This window comes from Campylobacter sp. GTC17093, assembly GCF_055397635.1.
In genome coordinates this window covers 1,131,791-1,148,001 of sequence record NZ_AP038832.1, presented here as the reverse complement: position 1 = coordinate 1,148,001, position 16,211 = coordinate 1,131,791, and the positions used below count along the sequence as shown (strand labels likewise).

Below are 16,211 nucleotides of genomic sequence, written 5' to 3'. Positions count from 1 at the left end.
TCACAGTGCCTCAGCTATAAGCTCTACAGGGCTTTTAAATTTAGTATTTGAATCTATTAAATTTAGTGTATTGGTAAGTTGCATTCTACAAGCACTACACTCAGCACTTACTATATTTGCTTTGGTTTTATCTATCTGAGTTGCTCTTTTTATACCAACTTCTCTACTTAAATGATATTTCTCAGTTTGCATTGTAACTCCACCAAATCCACAGCATGAGTCATGATCACTCATTTCTATCATATCGTAGTTTTTTGAAAGAAGATTTCTAGGCTCATTAAAAACACCTTGCATTTTTTTAGCATGGCAAGGATCATGATAGGTTATAGTTTTGTCAAGTTTATCTTTTGAGGCCAAAATTTCAGCTAAATTTGTAAATTTATCAAAATATTCAGTTGCTAGAAATATCTTTTCTCCAACTTTTTTTGCTCTTTCTTGCCACTGTTTATCGTTATGAAAAAAATGAATATAATCTATCTTTATCATAGCTGAGCATGTTGCTTCTGGTATGATTATGGCATCTAGAGTTTTAAAAATTTTTTCAAAATACTGTATATTAAATTTTGCTGCTTTTTCAACTTCCTTAAAGCATCCAGTAAAGTAAGCTGCTGCACCGCAACATACTTGTTTTTTCATAAGATGAACATTGATTTTCAACTCTTTACAAATTTTAAAAATACTCTCGCCAATATTTGTATAAGCATAATTACCCATACATCCTATAAAAAGACCAACTGTTTTTTCTCCGCCATTATCTATAAATTCTTCATGAGAGTTCATAAAACTTTTTTTACTTACAGTTGGTAAAGTTCGCTCTTTTTTAAACATCGGGATGTTAAATCTTGGCTTCATAGTATTTCCAAACTCACTATCTTTTTGTATTTTTAAACCACAGCTTTGAAATACATAACCAAATCTTGCACACAAATCAAGTATTTTTCTATGTCCAAGCAACCAAAAGGCGACTTTTTTATATAGTGATACACCATGAGTTTTAGCTATCTCATAACGTATATTTTCTATAGCCGTATCAACCCTAAGTGAGCTAGGACATACCTCAACACAATTTGTACACAAAAAACAACTCTCAAAAATATTTTTTAAGTTTTTATCTAGTTTTAAATTACCATTATTACAAGTTCCAAGCAAGTCTAAATATCCTCTTGGAGAAGTAACTTCATCCCTATTAGCACTATAAATAGTGCATACTTGTATGCATTTTCCACACTTTACGCACTTCTCACTCATTGCTTTAAAGTCAAAATTACCCAATTTAAACCTCTTTGTGTTAAACTGTTTTTGAAAATCTTTTTTCGCCCATATTTTTATCCATATACTCATCAAAACACATTGCTATATTTCTTATAAGAAGTGTTCCAGTTGGTGTCACTTTTATAAAATTTGAAGAAATTTCTACAAACTCTTTTAAGCTATCAAGTTTTTCTAAAGATTCTTTAAAATGTTCAAAAAAGTCTATATTAAATTTATTCTCAATATCTTTTATATTTATCATAAAATTACTCATTAACCCCATTATAACATTTTTTCGAAGCACGTCTTCTTTGCTTAAAAGTATTCCTTTGAAAAATGGCAATTTACCCTCATCTATGGCTTTTTCATAATTTTCCATATCTTTATAGTTTTGTGCATAATGCCTAATGCCCTCTCCTATACTAGTTAACCCTATACCTATAAGATCCGCTCCGCCTTTTGTTGTATAGCCTTGAAAATTTCTATGCAAAGTTCCATTATTTAGTGCTCTAAATAATTCATCATCTTCTTTCGCATAGTGATCCATTCCTATCATTTTATAACCATGAGTTGTTAAAAAATCGTGAGTAAATTTTAAAATCTCAAGTTTTTCTTTTGGATGCGGGAGTGTAATTTCATCAAATTTACGCATAGATTTTTTAAGCCAAGGAACATGTGCATAGTTAAAAATCGCATATCTATCGGTATCAAGCTTTAAAGATATTTCAAGAGTTTTTTTAAATGTTTCTAAACTTTGATATGGAAGACCATAAATTAAATCCATATTTATTGATTTAATTCCTTTTTTTCTTGCCATATTTACAGCATTTTGAGTCATTTCAAAAGATTGGATTCTATGAATTTCTTTTTGAACATTTTCGTCAAAATCTTGTACACCATAGCTTATGCGATTAAAACCATTTTCAACCATTACATCAAGTTGTTCTTCGCTTAGATGTCTTGGATCTATCTCACAGCTTATCTCTGCATCACTACTAAAATTTTTAAAATGCTTTTTTATGTTTTTTATATGCCTTTCAAGCTGAGCAGTATCAAAATAAGTCGGAGTCCCACCACCAAAATGCATCTGCGTTACAACTCTTGAAGTATCTATAAATTTACTTAAAATATACATCTCTTTATCTATATAATCAAGATATCTATCCATCTTATCGGTTTTGCTAGTATAAATCACATTACAGCCACAAAAATAACAAGCAGATTTGCAAAACGGCATATGAAAATATAAAGAAAGAGGCGTGGCTTTATCTTGAGATGCAAACTCTTTTATATACTCATCATAGCCAAAATCTTCACTAAATTCTAACGCGGTTGGATAACTAGTATATCTTGGTCCTGGTTTTGAGTATTTTACATAAGCATCAAAATCTATCATATGTTATCCTTTTGCATAAATCTATCTATGTCAACAAATAAATTTGGATGTTGTTTTTTTATCTTTTCTATAAGCTTATCCAAATCAATGTTGAGTTTTTTCTCATTTTTCTTACTCATTGCTATATTTTTTATCTCATCCATAGCAACAACCCAAACATCTCCAAAATCTATTGGTACATGTCTATAAATGCTTTTTTCGAGCCTTAAATCAAAGTTTTCTTTTTGAGCTTTTTGATACGCCTTTATAAGCTCGCTTAGCGATTTAACTGATACCATAGTATGAAGATTTTGTTTTTCATCTATAGCAAACCAAGGCTCAGCCCCTTCCCATGAACCATTTTTAAGTGTTAGAAATCGCTCAGTAGGATTTTCGGTTGGTAAAATTTCAACTATAGTCTGTTCTCCGCTTGTCAAACCAAGCTCATTGCTTATTTCTTCTATTTTTTCATATGGATTTTTTTCACTCATTGATCATTCCTATGTTTATCAAGCCACACCATTATGCCTTTTTGTGCATGAAGTCTATTTTCTGCTTCTAAAAATATCTCATCTGAATGGTTTTCAAAAACCTCTTCGCTAACTTCATATCCACGGTAAGCAGGTAAGCAGTGCATGAAAATAGCATTTTTATCAGCTAAACTCATAAACTTTTCATCAACTATAAAACCGTTAAAATCTTTTATTCGTTTTTCTTTTTCCTCTTCTTGACCCATAGATATCCATGTATCAGTTATCACAACACTTGCAGAGCCTATAGTTTCTTTTATATCATTGCTTAATGAAATTTTTGCACCACTTTTTTTAGCATTATCTAAAGCCGTATTTAAAACATTATTTTGGGGTTCATAGCCCTTTGGAGTTGCAACAGCTAGCTCTAAGCCAATCTTCGAAGCAAACAGTAACCATGAGCTTGCAATATTGTTTCCATCGCCTATATACGCTACCTTTCCACTCACCCCAAGTTCTAGCATAGTCATATAATCAGCCATAATTTGTGCAGGATGAAAATCATCGCTAAGTCCGTTTATGACAGGAACACCTGAAAATTTAGCAAGATCTTCTAAGTCGCTTTGTTTATAAACCCTTGCCATTATCATATCGCACATTCGCCCTATTACTCGTGCTGTATCTTTTATGGGTTCACCTCTGCCAAGTTGAATGTCTTTTGAGTTTAAAAAAATTCCTTTTCCACCAAGCTGATGCATACCAACTTCAAAACTTATCCTAGTTCTAGTCGAGCTTTTTTCAAAAATCATAGCCAAAACTTGATTTTTTAGATATGGCTTATATTCTTTTTGCTTTGCTTCTTTTTTAATATCTTTTGCAATATCTAAAATTTCTAAAATCTCTTCTTTAGTAAAGTCATTTATGGTTAAAAAATGTCTCATCTTTTTCTTCCAAACTTTTAAAATTAAGATCTCTTTAAAATTTCGCAAGCTTCTTTTGCATGATAAGTTATTATCATATCAGCACCTGCTCTTTTCATGCCAAGAAGTGTTTCCATCATAACTCTATCATAATCAATAACGCCAAGTTTCCCTCCAGCTTTTAAAAGAGCGTATTCGCCACTTACATTGTAAGCACATATCGGTAACAATGTTCTATCCCTTAAATCTCTTATGAGGTCAAGATAAGCAAGCGCAGGTTTTATCATAAGTATGTCAGCGCCTTGTGCTTCATCTTCTAAACTTTCATTTATTGCCTCTAATCGGTTTGCTGGATCCATTTGATATGTCTTTCTATCACCACTTTTTGGTGTACTTTCAGCCACATCTCTAAAAGGTCCATAATAAGCACTTGCAAATTTTGTAGAATACGCCATAATAGGCAAATTTTCAAATCCTTCATCATCAAGCGTATCTCTTAGAGTTTCTATAATACCATCCATCATTCCACTAGGTGCTATCATATCTGCACCATTTTTTGCATGGATTATCGCTTGTTTTGCCGAAATATCAAGAGTTGCGTCATTATCTACGGTGTTGTGAACATGATCTATTATGCCACAATGTCCATGATCTGTATATTCGCAAAAACAAAGATCAGTTATAATTATTAAATTTGGAAATTTATCTTTTATAGCCCTTAGTGTTGTTGCTATGATACCATCATTGCTTAAAGTATCACTTCCTATGCTATCTTTTACGCTTGGAATTCCAAAAAGCATAATAGCTTTTATTCCTAAATTTACTATATTTTTACACTCTTTTAAAATTTCATCCAAACTCATTTGGTAAACACCTGGCATAGACGATATTTCTTTTTTTATATTATTTCCCTCAACTACAAAAAGTGGATAAATAAAATCATTATTACTTAGATAAGTTTGTCTAACTAAATCCCTTATCTCGTTAGTAATTCTTAATCTTCTAAATCTTTTAAACATAATTATCCTTTTTCGTAAAATACTTTACTAGTCTATCATAATTGCATTAAATATCTAATAAAAAAATGTATAACATAATTTATATGTTAAATTAATTAGGGTATTATAATATCTTAAAAAATTTAATAGGATTTTTATGCAAGTAGAGATTTCAGAAATTGCTAATTTACCATCACACTTTGGTATATTTAAAGTTCAATCTTTCAAAGAAAATGAAAAAGAACATCTAGTAATATTTAAAGAACATTTTGGCGATGTTGTAAATGTAAGAATTCATTCAGAATGCCTAACAGGAGACGCACTTGGCAGTCTTAAATGTGACTGTGGCGACCAACTAGTAGCTAGTTTAAAATACATCTATAAAAATAGCGGAATGGTAATTTATTTAAGACAAGAAGGGCGAAATATAGGTCTTTTAAACAAAATAAACGCTTATTCTCTTCAAGATAAAGGATATGACACAATAGAAGCAAACCATCAACTTGGATTTAAAGCAGACGAGAGAACATATGAGATAGTTGATTTTATACTAAAATATTACGGTATTAAAAAAATAAATTTGCTTACAAATAATCCTCAAAAACTTATGGGATTACAATGCATAGAGATAGTAAAAAGAGTGCCAGTTATTATAAAGCCAAACAAATATAATGAAAACTATCTCAAAACCAAACAAGAAAAAATGGGGCATATGCTAGATGATTAATATTCCTGATAATTTCTATGAAAAATGTGATAAATTTAAAGATATACTTACTAAATTTAACAAAATCCATAGTTTTACAACTTATAAAAATATGGATGATGTTATAGAAGATAGTATAAAGCCACTTGAATTTTTAGATTTTTATCCAAAAAATGCTATCGATATAGGAAGTGGCGCTGGTTTTCCTGCTATATTTTTAGCAATGGTTTTAAAAGATTGTAACTGGAACTTATATGAACCTCATCAAAAAAAATCATCATTTTTAAACTATGTAAAAGTAGCTTTAAATTTAAATAATATCATGATTTATCCAGCCAAGATAGAAGATTGCAAAAAATTTAAAGCCGATTTTATAACATCAAGAGCAGTTATGAAAACTAGGGATCTGCTTAAAATTTGCGATGGTTTTTATGATGAAAACACCAAATTTCTTTTTTATAAAGGAAGTAGCGTAGAAGATGAAATAGATGGTTTAAATGCAAAAATATTTAACGATGGGGTAAGAAATTATTTATTTATGGAAGAGATATGTTAGTAAAAATTTTAGCACTTTTGGCAATTTTATTTTTCATATATATTGCGTTTTTCAAGATGCAAAGAGGAAATATAGAACAAAAACCAAAAAAAACAAAGAAAAATACAAGTATAGAAAATTTTGTAGAATGTGAATGTTGCTCAACCTTTGTTGAGCTAAAAGATACTATTTTAAAGGACGGTAAGTATATATGCAAAGAATGCATAAAAAAGGAGTAATATGCAAATCATTGGAGATAAACTTATATCTTACGAACAACTTATATATATAAAAAATACGAACTTGATTAAAGATAATGAACATATTGTATTTGATTATGATGATAAAAATTTGCAACTAGCCTTAAACAATAAGCTAAATTTTTCTTTAATTGTTAATGATAGTTATGAAGCCATAATGGCAAATGCAGTAGGTGCAAAATTTATAATCATTAAAAATGAGAACCTAATTTCTGAGGTGCAAAGCCTAGCAACTTACTATCTTTTTGATAGCAAAATAGCAATGCTTGTAAATGACAAAAACGACATCCTAAGAGCTATAAAGCTTAAAATTGATGCCGTAATTTATAAAAAGGCAATAAAAAATGGAAATTTTTAAAACTATATTTTTAATGGTGACATTGATGCTGCTTTTTGTTTTTCTTGGATATTCTATAGGCGGTGAGCAAGGCATGTTAATAGCATTTTTAGTAGCATGTGCAACAAATCTTTTTAGCTACTTTTTTAGCGATAAAATGGTCTTAAAACACTACAACGCCATAGAAGTTTATGAGTCAAACGCAAGTGGACTTTATCAAATAGTGCGAAATTTAGCAAATAAAGCCGGCACTCCTATGCCAAAAGTTTGCATTATACCAGATAATGTGCCCAATGCTTTTGCCACTGGTAGAAATCCATCAAATGCAGTAGTTGCAGCAACAGAAGGTCTTTTAAATATGCTAGATGAAAAAGAAATAGAAGCTGTTTTAGCCCACGAAATGAGCCATGTAAAGCATTATGATATTTTAACAGGTTCAATTGCTGCTGTTTTTGCAGGAGCTATAGCAATGCTAGGAAACTTCGCTCAATTTAGTGCAATAGCTGGAGGAAGTAAAGACTCTGAAAATAGAGGAGGAAACCCAATCTTTATGCTAATTTTAGCTATAGTTATGCCAATAGTTGCAACTATCATTCAAATGAGTATATCAAGAAGTAGGGAGTATGCAGCAGATAGAGGAGCAGCAATGCTAACTCAAAATCCGCAAGGCTTAATAAGTGCACTTAGTAAGCTAGAAAATTATGCGAGAAGTGGGGCAGTTTTACAAAATGCCACACCTCAAAGTGCTCATATGTTTATAATCAATCCATTTAGTGGGATAAAAAATAGCCTTTCAACTCTATTTAGAACACATCCTAGCACACAAGATAGAATAAATGCTCTTGAAGAAATAAAAAGAGAAATAAGGGCTTAACCGATAAAAACAGAGTTAATTAACTCTGTTTATTTTCAAATGCTTGCATTGAGCGCAAATCATCAATCCCACTTCTTAAATCTTTTAAATTCTCTAAATAAATACTAGTAGTAGGAAAAGCAAACTTAACCTTGTTCTTTTCTAAAATATCTATAATTTTTAACATCACATCTTCTTTTGTAGCCAAAAATTCACCCCAAACAACAGATTTCGAAAAGCAATATATCATTATATTTATTGATGAATCCGCAAATTCATCTAAAACAACGAAAAGATTATTCTTATAACCAGCCAAATCATCAACAGAAACCATGCTTCTACCATATTTTAAAAGATTTTTTGATGAAAATGCTTCTGTTGGTACAGATATATTTGGATGATTTGTTAACATGTCTCTTAAATCTTTTAAACAAGTTCTAAGTTGTTCCTTACTTGTAGAATAATCTATTTGTAAAAACATCTTAATTTGTCTACCAACTTTACGCCTATTCCAATTTTTAACACTACTATCCATTATTTTTGAGTTGGGAACAAAAACAAGAGCATTATCAAATGTCCTAATAGTTGTTTTTCTAAGACCAGTCTCAACAACAGTTCCTTCAACATCTCCACAAACTATCCAATCGCCTTGAGAAAATGTATTGTCAAAAATCAACATTATTGAAGCAAAGAAATTTGCAATTATATCTTTAGTTGCAAGAGCGATAGCCAAACCACCAATTCCAAGAGAGGCAACAAAGGCTGAAACATTAAATCCAAGAGAACTTAATATAAGTAAAATAGAGATGATTATAACAATTATATAAACTATTTTTATAACTAAATTTAAAATTTCTTTTTTGCCACCTTTTTTAGCAAGATGACCAACTATCATAACCCCATATCCATTTATTGCACTAGTTACCAACCATGCATATAAAACTATATAAGCTATATTTAAAATGCTAGCAAATTTTATAGGAACTGGTGTAGGATAGAAAAAAATGCTCATACTAATATCAAATCCATAAGCAAGAAGCAAAAATCCTATTGGCTTTTTAATTATTTCGATTACTTCGTTTTTAACAGTATCTTTATGGTCTTTATTTTTTGAAAAAAGAGTAAATACAAAAAATATAATCTTAGCAAAAATCTTTCTAAGAGATAAGAAAAATATCATAATAATTGATATTAAAACTATTTTTCCACTATTTATAGTTTGCGTATCAAAAGGATTTCTTTGGTTTATAAAACCCATAAAGCCCTTGAGATTTAAACTTGTAAAAAATACATTACTCGCAAGTAAATTTGTATTTGATAGTAAAAAATCAAATATTTCTTCATATGTTTTTTTATTTAAATCATATTTGTAAAAATCTTCTTTATAAATTTCTGTAGCCTTTTCACCCAAATCAGTTTTTAAAAGTTTTATTTTTGCATAATTTTTAGTTTGTATATTTAACATAGCTTCTTCTATAGTAGCCTTTAATTCAGACTGATTTGTGCCATCTATAAACATTTTTTCAATCTTAATCAAAACACCATAAAAAATCTCATTTAATTCTATAGTATAAAGTTTTATAGCTGTCTTTACAAACTCTTCGCTTTGATTATTTTTCTTATATTTGTCATAATCCCTAGTTAATCTTTTCTTTTCTTGGATATAGTTTTCAATTGTACTTAGAGCAATTTTTTGATTTGTTATAGCTGTTGGCAACTCGTTAAGGATAGATTTTTTACTATCTACTAGTTTTTGTACTTCATTGGCTGTTGAATTTTCATCATTTTGCCATTTTAGAATATCTATTTGATTATTAAGGTCTATTAGTTGTGTAACTAATTTATAAAGTGTATTTTCCAACAACTCTTCATTTTTGCTACTTGTTTCATTATCTTCAACAATTTTTTCTGCTATTATTTTTACGAGTTCTTTTTTTTCTGGGTCTTGAGTAAGGTTTACATCTAAAACTTTGGATATATTTTTCGCCGCCTCTTGCTTTTGAGATTTTTGCACATCTAAATTATTATCAGACGCATATAAAAAATTTAAACAAAATAACATAGTTAAAATACATATAAATTTATGTCTCATAAAATTCCTTGAATATATAGGGTAAAATAATATTACAAGCAAGTAATACCTAAGAAATTTACTATAAATAAATAAATGTTTTTTAAATTATTTTAATAAAAAAATTTATGTGTTTAGAAAATACCCAATACATGTGGTGACTGGATATCATTATAAGCCCTAAGTGGAGTATTTGATCCAAATCTAATGTGTTTGTCTATATTTTTGCTTTGCATATCTTCTTTTTTTATCTCAAGCTCCGCATTATTTTTCATAGCTTCAGCACTTGCTGCTATCTTTATATCAGCAGAGCTTGGATTTGCTGGAGCTAAAGCAGCTCTTTTTATTTGTTCACTTTTTTGAATAGTCTCCTGTGGAGTTTTGCCTTTAGTAGTATCAAGCATAACTTCGCCACCAACGGCATATTGTTTGCCATCTGGTCCTTTTTCATAAGTATAGTTTAAACCTCTTGTAAGCCCTGCACCACTTGCAAGATGTGCAGCTTCATGAGCTTTCACTTCGCTGTCTCTTTTTTGTAATTTTGAAACTTGAAGTTTTTCTTCTTCGCTTAATTCACTAGGATTTTTATATGGACTTTTTTCATAAGGATTATAAGATGATTGTATCTGCATTTTAGCTCCTTATATATTTAATAAAGAGTTGGCTAGAATAGTAAGTGGATGTTTTAGCACATCCACTATTGTATAATTAAATTATTTTTTCTTAGCTTTAGCTGCTTTTGATTTACTACCGCCAGCAACTGACTCTTTAAGTTTTTTACCAACTTTGAATTTAACTGTATTTCTAGCAGCTATTTTCATTTCTTTTTGAGTTCCTGGAACTTTTATAGTTCTAGCAGCTCTTTCTGATACGCTAAATGTACCAAAACCTACAAAAGTCATGCTCTCGCCTTTAGAAAGTATATCTGTTAAACTCTCTAAAACAGCATCTAATGCAGCTGTTGTATCTTTTTTAGTTAGTCCTGCCTTATCAGCAACTTTTTGAATGAAATCCGCTTTTGTCATGATGACTCCTTGAAAGAAATTAATACCATGTATTTTACAATGTTTTTAAGGAATATTCAATAGTTTTTAGTAAAAAATGTAATAAATTTGCTAAATTTAGCCATTTTATATAAAAAATTTAGCAAATTTTGAGTATGGAGGTCAAATTTTAGTGTTTTAAAAGCTCATCTATTGATGATTGTATTTCTTGCATAGTTAAATTTGTAACTTCTTTTACAAATTTTCCATTTTTATCAAAAAGATAGATTGCGGAGCTATGTGCTACAGAATATTGCATCTTAGAATCTTTTAGATCAACTTTTTGATATTTTACACCAAAATTTGATGCCATTTTAGGAAGATCTTCTGCTACTATACCGACTGAGTATGGATAAAAGTATTTTACGAACTCATCTGATTCTTTAACTTTATCTCTCTCAGGATCAAGTGTAATAAATACAACTAAAACTTCGTTTTTTCTTGGATTATCCTCAAGTGCAGCAGAAAGCAAAGAAAGAGCAGTAGGACAAACATCCGGACAAAAAGTATAACCAAAATAAAATATCTTATACTTTCCGTTAAAAGAACTCATTGTCACTTTACCATTTATACTCTGAGCGCTAAAATCATACTTGTTTTTATCTTTGATCAAGCTAGCAACACCAAAGCTCACACCAAATATTACAATAGCTAAAACAATATAAATGATACCCCTTTTCACAACAAAGCTCCTTTTATTTTTTAATTAATGCATTTTAATAAGTTTAACTTCTTTAACAGGGACTTTGTCTAATGTTACGGTTTGTCCATTATCAAAAGTAAGAGTCATTTTTACATTATCACCTACTACCATAGGTTTTTTTATACCTATAAACATTATATGTAAGCTACCTGGCTTTAGCTCTGTTATAGAATTAGCTTTTATGTCTATTTTTGGGATTTGAATCATTTTTTTCATACCATTTTCTTCTACATGAGTATGTAGTTCAGTAACATCACTAAGATTATTTGTAACGGAAACCAAAGCTATATCTTTATCTGTGTTGTTTTTAATAAGCATAAATGCGCCACTGTTTTTAGCATTTGGAGGTGTAGCTTTAGCATAAGCATTACTTACATCTATATCTGCCGCATAGGCAAACATCATACCACTAACTATAGTAGACAAAAGTATTTTCTTCATGTATTCTCCTTAAATTTAAATAAATATTAATTATATATTGCAATATTAAATATTATGTTTATGTTTACAAAAAATAAAAATTTATAAATTAAGCAAAAATTTCATATAATTTCAAGTTATTTATATATTAAATTTAAAGTTGGAGTGTTGCTTTGAAAAAAATAGTCGTTTTTCTTTTCTTGTTTATGAGTTTTATATATGCAAGAAGCTTAGAACAAATTTATCTTGAAGATGGTATAGATGCTGTAAAAAAGATACTAGATGAAAATATCAAAAAATCTGATTTTTGGTCTAATACTATAAAGAATATAGATGTAAAATACGGTTATTATGATAATAATACCACTATTATTATCGTAGATAAAATAGGTAAAAAAATGAGTATGTATACTTACGAGGATGGCAAATTATCAAATCTTTTCCATCAAGATATTATTACAGGAAAACTCGGAGATAAGTTTAAAGAAGGTGATCTAAAAACTCCAGTTGGAGCATATGAGGTTACAAGGAGATTTACTCCACCAACTGATTACTATGGTCCAATATCTTTTTCTTTATCTTATCCAAATTTATATGACAAAACCTTAGGTAAAACAGGTGGCGGAATATGGATACACGGATTTCCAAGTGATGGAATTAGAAAAAGCGAATTAACGACAGAAGGCTGTATAGCACTTAAAAATGACTTGCTCTTAGAATTTGATGATCTTATGCAAAAAAGAAACTCAAGAGCAATAACTCTTATATCAGAATCTGGCGAACCAACAGCGTCAAAAGAAGAAATATCTATAATATTTAGGGATTTGTTTTTTTGGAAACAAGCTTGGATTGTTAATGATACAGAAAAATACTTTAATTACTACAATGATAACTTTGTAAGATATGACGGTATGAAACTCGAAGATTTTAAAAGCATGAAAAGAAGAATTTTTGCTAAAAATGAAAAGAAAAAGATTGTATTTAGTAATTATGAGATATCTCCATATCCAAATATGAAAAATGAAAAGCTTTTTAGGATAAATTTTATGGAACACTATGATGCCCCTAGTCATAAATTTGATGGACCTAAAACACTGTATGCCATTATAAAAGATGGCAAAATGAAAATTATTTTAGAGCAATGAGTAAATGTCTGAAATTTTAATAAGCTCACAAAATTTATCTCATAACATATCGCAAATAGCAAAAAAAATTGGAGATGTGGGCAAGATAATAGCTGTTTTAAAGGATAATGCTTACGGACACGGTGCTGTTTTGATGGCAAAAGAGTTAAAAAATCTAGGTGTTAGACATGCTTGTGTTAGAAATACAAGCGAAGCTAATGAAATCAAAGATTTTTTTGATGATATTTTGATACTTTCCCAAATTCCAAATGGTGAAGAAAATCAAAATTTTATATATGCTATAAATGATATTTCTGGTATAGAAAAAATAAAAGAGGGTTCAAAAATTCATTTTGCTATGGATACTTTAATGCATAGAAACGGAATTTTGTTTGAAGACTTAGAAATTGCATGCAATATGGCAAAAAAAAGAAATTTAAAATTGCTTGGTGCTTATACGCATTTTAGATGCGCAGATGAACTTGGGAGTGATTATTTTGCGCAAAAAACAGCTTATAAAAAATCAAAAGAGAGTTTAAAAAACATAGCACATAAATTTGGATATGATAATTTAGTTTTTCACTCTCACAACTCTGCTGCAACCAATAGGGCTGAAGCTATAGATGATAACTTTGTTCGCGTAGGAATATCGATATATGGATACAATGAATTTAATGATAGCTTGAATTTAAAACCAATTTTAAGTCTGTGGGCGCACCAAATTAGTAAAAGAGTATTGAAAAAAGGTTGGTGTGTTGGATATGGAGCTAAATTTTGTGCATATAATAATATAAATATAGCAACATATGACCTAGGCTATAGTGATGGACTTTTTAGGTATAACGGAAATGGAGAACTTTTTCTAGAAAATGGCAAAAAGATACTAGGCAAAATGTCTATGGATAGCTTTAGCTGTGAAGATAGTGGAGAAAAAATTTGTATTTTTAAAGATGTTACAAAATGGGCTAGCTTTTTTAACACAATAAATTACGAAATTTTGGTAAAATTATCACCAAAAATAAAAAGAAAAATTATATAACGGAGAAAAATTTGGATAGCTATGAATACACAGAGCTTCTTAAAAGTTTAAAAAATAAAATAGAAAATATTATATCTATAATAAATCCAGACAAAGCAAAAGAGCGCATTAACAAGATAGAAGAACTCCAAAAAGATCCTTCTTTATGGAGCGATGCAAAAAAGGCTGGATCATTAAATAAAGAAAAAACAAAATTAACAAATCTTTTAACAAGTTACGAAAAAGCAAAAAATGCTTTATATGATGCTAAAGATATTTTCGAATTAGCTCAAGATGAAAATGACATAGAAACCATAAATTCACTTTTTGATGAATCAAATACTTTAGAAGAACTTATAACAAATTTTGAAATTCAAATGATGTTAAGTAGCGAAGATGATACAAAAAATGCTATTGTAAGTATTCATCCTGGAGCTGGCGGAACAGAAAGTAATGACTGGGCTAGCATGCTTTATAGGATGTATTTAAGATTTGCTGAAAGAATGGGCTATAAAGTTGAAACTCTAGACTTTCAAGAAGGCGAAGAAGCTGGATTAAAAGATGTAAGCTTTATAGTAAGAGGCGAAAATGCCTATGGATATTTAAAAGCAGAAAATGGAATACATAGACTTGTTCGTACTAGTCCTTTTGATAGTGCTGGAAGAAGACATACTAGCTTTAGCTCCATAATGGTAAGCCCAGAGCTAGATGAAGATATACAAATAGATATAGAAGAAAAAGATCTTAGATTTGATTATTATAGAGCAAGCGGTGCTGGTGGACAACATGTAAATAAAACAGAAAGTGCAGTAAGGATCACACACATACCCACAGGAATTGTTGTTCAATGTCAAAACGATCGAAGTCAACACAAAAATAAAGCTACGGCATTAAAGGTTTTGCAATCTAGACTTTATGAATTAGAACTAGAAAAACAAAAAGAAAATAACGATAATAACACTCAAAAAAGCGACATAGGATGGGGGCATCAAATTCGTTCATATGTACTTTTTCCATATCAACAAGTAAAAGATGTACGTTCAAATATTGCCTATTCACAAACTGATGCTATACTAGACGGGGATATAAAAAAAGTTATAGAAGATGTTCTTATAGCACAAAAAAGCAATAAATAAAGGAGAGAAAATGGATTATGAAGCAATTTTGGTTCAACTTGGTTATAATGAAAACGAAGCGAGCATCGAAAAGATAAAAAGGGTGCTATCAAAATGCGATTTAAGCGAAAAAGAGTTGCAGCACATAGTAGAATTAAATAACAAACTAAAGCCATTTCTTAGTTACATAATGATGTCAAACTCACATGATTGCTTTAAAATTAAATATGAAAAATCAGCTCAAAATATCAAAAATGAGCTTATTAACATCATAGAAGAATGGTCAAAAAAATACAAAATAAATATAAAAAAGATTGAAGGCAAAGAAACTTACTATATAGTAGGTAAAATTTAAGGATATAAAATGAAAAAACAAATAACTTTTTTTATATTTTTTATATTGCTAATTGCAGGTTGTGCCAACAAGTCTGCAAATTTTGAAAACGAAAATACTAGTTCTTCAAAAGAAAAAACCATCCCTTTAACTCAAAAACAAATAGAAGCACAAACATATAAACTAGAAATATTGAGAAATTCTTGTGATAGTTCACAAAATACAAAAATATGCGAAGAAGCTGGAGATAGCGCATCTGCAATTAAAAGATATGATATAGCTATTAAATACTACGATATGTCTTGCAAAAAAGAATATTTCTCATCTTGTATCAAACTCGCACAAATTTATGAAACAGCAGAATCCGGCATAAAAGATGATGTGAAAGCTTTACAAATTTATGATAGTACATGCAAAAAAGGAAATAGGTTTTCTTGCTACGAAGCTGGGAACTTTTTTTACAAAAAAGAAGATATAAAAACCGCTTTAGAATATTTTAATTACGCATGCGGACTTTATGATATGAAATCTTGTTTTTTAATGGCTGAAATATTTGAGCATGGAAAAGGAACCATTAAAAAAGATTTGGAAATAGCAAAAAACATATATACCACAATATGTTTTAGGGGTGATTCCAAAGGTTGCGAAAATATGAGAAGATTAGAGAAGTAACGTTTC

The 16,211-nt window shown here is 29.7% G+C and carries 20 protein-coding genes; 10 read left to right on the top strand and 10 right to left on the bottom strand.

The genetic code is table 11. The features are described from left to right. The 5 genes from ACZ5VL_RS05970 to hemB are packed head-to-tail and all read right to left on the bottom strand — an operon-like array spanning window position 1 to window position 5,035. The gene (locus ACZ5VL_RS05970) at window positions 1-1,248 is read right to left on the bottom strand and encodes a (Fe-S)-binding protein (protein ID WP_464200272.1); all 1,248 of its coding nucleotides are present in this window, start codon (window positions 1,246-1,248) and stop codon (window positions 1-3) included. A 40-nt stretch (window positions 1,249-1,288) separates the two neighbouring features. Next, on the bottom strand, window positions 1,289-2,647 hold the full coding sequence (gene hemN / locus ACZ5VL_RS05965; RefSeq protein ID WP_464198091.1) for an oxygen-independent coproporphyrinogen III oxidase: 1,359 nt from the start codon (window positions 2,645-2,647) through the stop codon (window positions 1,289-1,291). Next, window positions 2,644-3,117 carry a DUF2603 domain-containing protein gene (locus ACZ5VL_RS05960; RefSeq protein WP_464198090.1) on the bottom strand — a complete coding sequence of 158 codons (474 nt, stop codon included), beginning with the start codon at window positions 3,115-3,117 and terminating at the stop codon, window positions 2,644-2,646. The genes hemN and ACZ5VL_RS05960 overlap by 4 nt, the downstream gene beginning before the upstream one ends. Beyond that, a complete protein-coding gene (gene argF / locus ACZ5VL_RS05955; RefSeq protein ID WP_464198089.1) occupies window positions 3,114-4,037 on the bottom strand; it encodes an ornithine carbamoyltransferase in 924 nt (307 codons plus the stop codon). Before argF ends, ACZ5VL_RS05960 begins: the two co-directional genes overlap by 4 nt. 23 nt (window positions 4,038-4,060) lie before the next feature. Then, complete coding sequence (gene hemB / locus ACZ5VL_RS05950) at window positions 4,061-5,035, bottom strand: porphobilinogen synthase (protein WP_464198088.1); 975 nt, start codon at window positions 5,033-5,035, stop codon at window positions 4,061-4,063. A gap of 136 nt (window positions 5,036-5,171) precedes the next feature. Between hemB and ribA the strand changes: the two genes are divergently transcribed. Genes ribA through htpX form a run of 5 tightly spaced genes read left to right on the top strand, consistent with a single transcriptional unit; the run spans window position 5,172 to window position 7,726 of the window. Further along, the gene (gene ribA / locus ACZ5VL_RS05945; protein ID WP_464198087.1) at window positions 5,172-5,741 is read left to right on the top strand and encodes a GTP cyclohydrolase II; all 570 of its coding nucleotides are present in this window, start codon (window positions 5,172-5,174) and stop codon (window positions 5,739-5,741) included. Next, window positions 5,734-6,276, top strand: a complete 543-nt coding sequence (gene rsmG / locus ACZ5VL_RS05940) for a 16S rRNA (guanine(527)-N(7))-methyltransferase RsmG (protein WP_464198086.1) — start codon at window positions 5,734-5,736, stop codon at window positions 6,274-6,276. Before ribA ends, rsmG begins: the two co-directional genes overlap by 8 nt. Then, complete coding sequence (locus ACZ5VL_RS05935; RefSeq protein WP_464198085.1) at window positions 6,270-6,494, top strand: PP0621 family protein; 225 nt, start codon at window positions 6,270-6,272, stop codon at window positions 6,492-6,494. Before rsmG ends, ACZ5VL_RS05935 begins: the two co-directional genes overlap by 7 nt. A 1-nt stretch (window position 6,495) precedes the next feature. Beyond that, complete coding sequence (locus tag ACZ5VL_RS05930) at window positions 6,496-6,873, top strand: hypothetical protein (RefSeq protein WP_464198084.1); 378 nt, start codon at window positions 6,496-6,498, stop codon at window positions 6,871-6,873. Next, a complete protein-coding gene (htpX, locus tag ACZ5VL_RS05925; protein WP_464198083.1) occupies window positions 6,860-7,726 on the top strand; it encodes a zinc metalloprotease HtpX in 867 nt (288 codons plus the stop codon). Before ACZ5VL_RS05930 ends, htpX begins: the two co-directional genes overlap by 14 nt. Before the next feature lie 19 nt (window positions 7,727-7,745). On the opposite strand, the gene ACZ5VL_RS05920 is transcribed toward htpX, so the two are convergent. The 5 genes from ACZ5VL_RS05920 to ACZ5VL_RS05900 all read right to left on the bottom strand — a co-directional run bounded on the left by ACZ5VL_RS05920 (window position 7,746) and on the right by ACZ5VL_RS05900 (window position 11,963). Further along, complete coding sequence (locus ACZ5VL_RS05920; RefSeq protein ID WP_464198082.1) at window positions 7,746-9,797, bottom strand: mechanosensitive ion channel family protein; 2,052 nt, start codon at window positions 9,795-9,797, stop codon at window positions 7,746-7,748. A gap of 113 nt (window positions 9,798-9,910) precedes the next feature. After that, complete coding sequence (locus ACZ5VL_RS05915) at window positions 9,911-10,408, bottom strand: putative metalloprotease CJM1_0395 family protein (protein ID WP_464198081.1); 498 nt, start codon at window positions 10,406-10,408, stop codon at window positions 9,911-9,913. A gap of 81 nt (window positions 10,409-10,489) precedes the next feature. Further along, complete coding sequence (locus ACZ5VL_RS05910; protein WP_464198080.1) at window positions 10,490-10,801, bottom strand: HU family DNA-binding protein; 312 nt, start codon at window positions 10,799-10,801, stop codon at window positions 10,490-10,492. Window positions 10,802-10,949: 148 nt separating this feature from the next. Continuing rightward, window positions 10,950-11,501 (bottom strand): SCO family protein, encoded by a 552-nt coding sequence (locus ACZ5VL_RS05905; RefSeq protein WP_464198079.1) that lies wholly within the window; start codon window positions 11,499-11,501, stop codon window positions 10,950-10,952. A gap of 24 nt (window positions 11,502-11,525) precedes the next feature. Further along, window positions 11,526-11,963 carry a copper chaperone PCu(A)C gene (locus tag ACZ5VL_RS05900; RefSeq protein ID WP_464198078.1) on the bottom strand — a complete coding sequence of 146 codons (438 nt, stop codon included), beginning with the start codon at window positions 11,961-11,963 and terminating at the stop codon, window positions 11,526-11,528. Between the two features lie 152 nt (window positions 11,964-12,115). Here ACZ5VL_RS05900 and ACZ5VL_RS05895 point away from each other — a divergent pair, with 152 nt between their 5' ends. Genes ACZ5VL_RS05895 through ACZ5VL_RS05875 form a run of 5 tightly spaced genes read left to right on the top strand, consistent with a single transcriptional unit; the run spans window position 12,116 to window position 16,205 of the window. Then, entirely contained in the window at window positions 12,116-13,087 is a 972-nt protein-coding gene (locus ACZ5VL_RS05895; protein WP_464198077.1) for a L,D-transpeptidase family protein, read from the top strand. A 4-nt stretch (window positions 13,088-13,091) separates the two neighbouring features. Next, window positions 13,092-14,105 (top strand): alanine racemase, encoded by a 1,014-nt coding sequence (locus ACZ5VL_RS05890; RefSeq protein WP_464198076.1) that lies wholly within the window; start codon window positions 13,092-13,094, stop codon window positions 14,103-14,105. Window positions 14,106-14,116: 11 nt separating this feature from the next. Then, window positions 14,117-15,220 (top strand): peptide chain release factor 2, encoded by a 1,104-nt coding sequence (gene prfB, locus ACZ5VL_RS05885; protein WP_464198075.1) that lies wholly within the window; start codon window positions 14,117-14,119, stop codon window positions 15,218-15,220. 10 nt (window positions 15,221-15,230) lie between these two features. Beyond that, window positions 15,231-15,554 carry a type II secretion system protein gene (locus ACZ5VL_RS05880; RefSeq protein WP_464198074.1) on the top strand — a complete coding sequence of 108 codons (324 nt, stop codon included), beginning with the start codon at window positions 15,231-15,233 and terminating at the stop codon, window positions 15,552-15,554. 9 nt (window positions 15,555-15,563) lie between these two features. Beyond that, a complete protein-coding gene (locus ACZ5VL_RS05875; protein ID WP_464198073.1) occupies window positions 15,564-16,205 on the top strand; it encodes a tetratricopeptide repeat protein in 642 nt (213 codons plus the stop codon). The last annotated feature ends 6 nt before the right edge of the window (window positions 16,206-16,211 follow it).

Coding starts and splice junctions, on each gene's coding strand:
- ACZ5VL_RS05970 (WP_464200272.1), bottom strand. CDS start 1,248: ATGAGTGAGAAGTGCGTAAAGTGTGGAAAATGCATACAAGTATGCACT.
- hemN (WP_464198091.1), bottom strand. CDS start 2,647: ATGATAGATTTTGATGCTTATGTAAAATACTCAAAACCAGGACCAAGA.
- ACZ5VL_RS05960 (WP_464198090.1), bottom strand. CDS start 3,117: ATGAGTGAAAAAAATCCATATGAAAAAATAGAAGAAATAAGCAATGAG.
- argF (WP_464198089.1), bottom strand. CDS start 4,037: ATGAGACATTTTTTAACCATAAATGACTTTACTAAAGAAGAGATTTTA.
- hemB (WP_464198088.1), bottom strand. CDS start 5,035: ATGTTTAAAAGATTTAGAAGATTAAGAATTACTAACGAGATAAGGGAT.
- ribA (WP_464198087.1), top strand. CDS start 5,172: ATGCAAGTAGAGATTTCAGAAATTGCTAATTTACCATCACACTTTGGT.
- rsmG (WP_464198086.1), top strand. CDS start 5,734: ATGATTAATATTCCTGATAATTTCTATGAAAAATGTGATAAATTTAAA.
- ACZ5VL_RS05935 (WP_464198085.1), top strand. CDS start 6,270: ATGTTAGTAAAAATTTTAGCACTTTTGGCAATTTTATTTTTCATATAT.
- ACZ5VL_RS05930 (WP_464198084.1), top strand. CDS start 6,496: ATGCAAATCATTGGAGATAAACTTATATCTTACGAACAACTTATATAT.
- htpX (WP_464198083.1), top strand. CDS start 6,860: ATGGAAATTTTTAAAACTATATTTTTAATGGTGACATTGATGCTGCTT.
- ACZ5VL_RS05920 (WP_464198082.1), bottom strand. CDS start 9,797: ATGAGACATAAATTTATATGTATTTTAACTATGTTATTTTGTTTAAAT.
- ACZ5VL_RS05915 (WP_464198081.1), bottom strand. CDS start 10,408: ATGCAGATACAATCATCTTATAATCCTTATGAAAAAAGTCCATATAAA.
- ACZ5VL_RS05910 (WP_464198080.1), bottom strand. CDS start 10,801: ATGACAAAAGCGGATTTCATTCAAAAAGTTGCTGATAAGGCAGGACTA.
- ACZ5VL_RS05900 (WP_464198078.1), bottom strand. CDS start 11,963: ATGAAGAAAATACTTTTGTCTACTATAGTTAGTGGTATGATGTTTGCC.
- ACZ5VL_RS05890 (WP_464198076.1), top strand. CDS start 13,092: ATGTCTGAAATTTTAATAAGCTCACAAAATTTATCTCATAACATATCG.
- ACZ5VL_RS05880 (WP_464198074.1), top strand. CDS start 15,231: ATGGATTATGAAGCAATTTTGGTTCAACTTGGTTATAATGAAAACGAA.
- ACZ5VL_RS05875 (WP_464198073.1), top strand. CDS start 15,564: ATGAAAAAACAAATAACTTTTTTTATATTTTTTATATTGCTAATTGCA.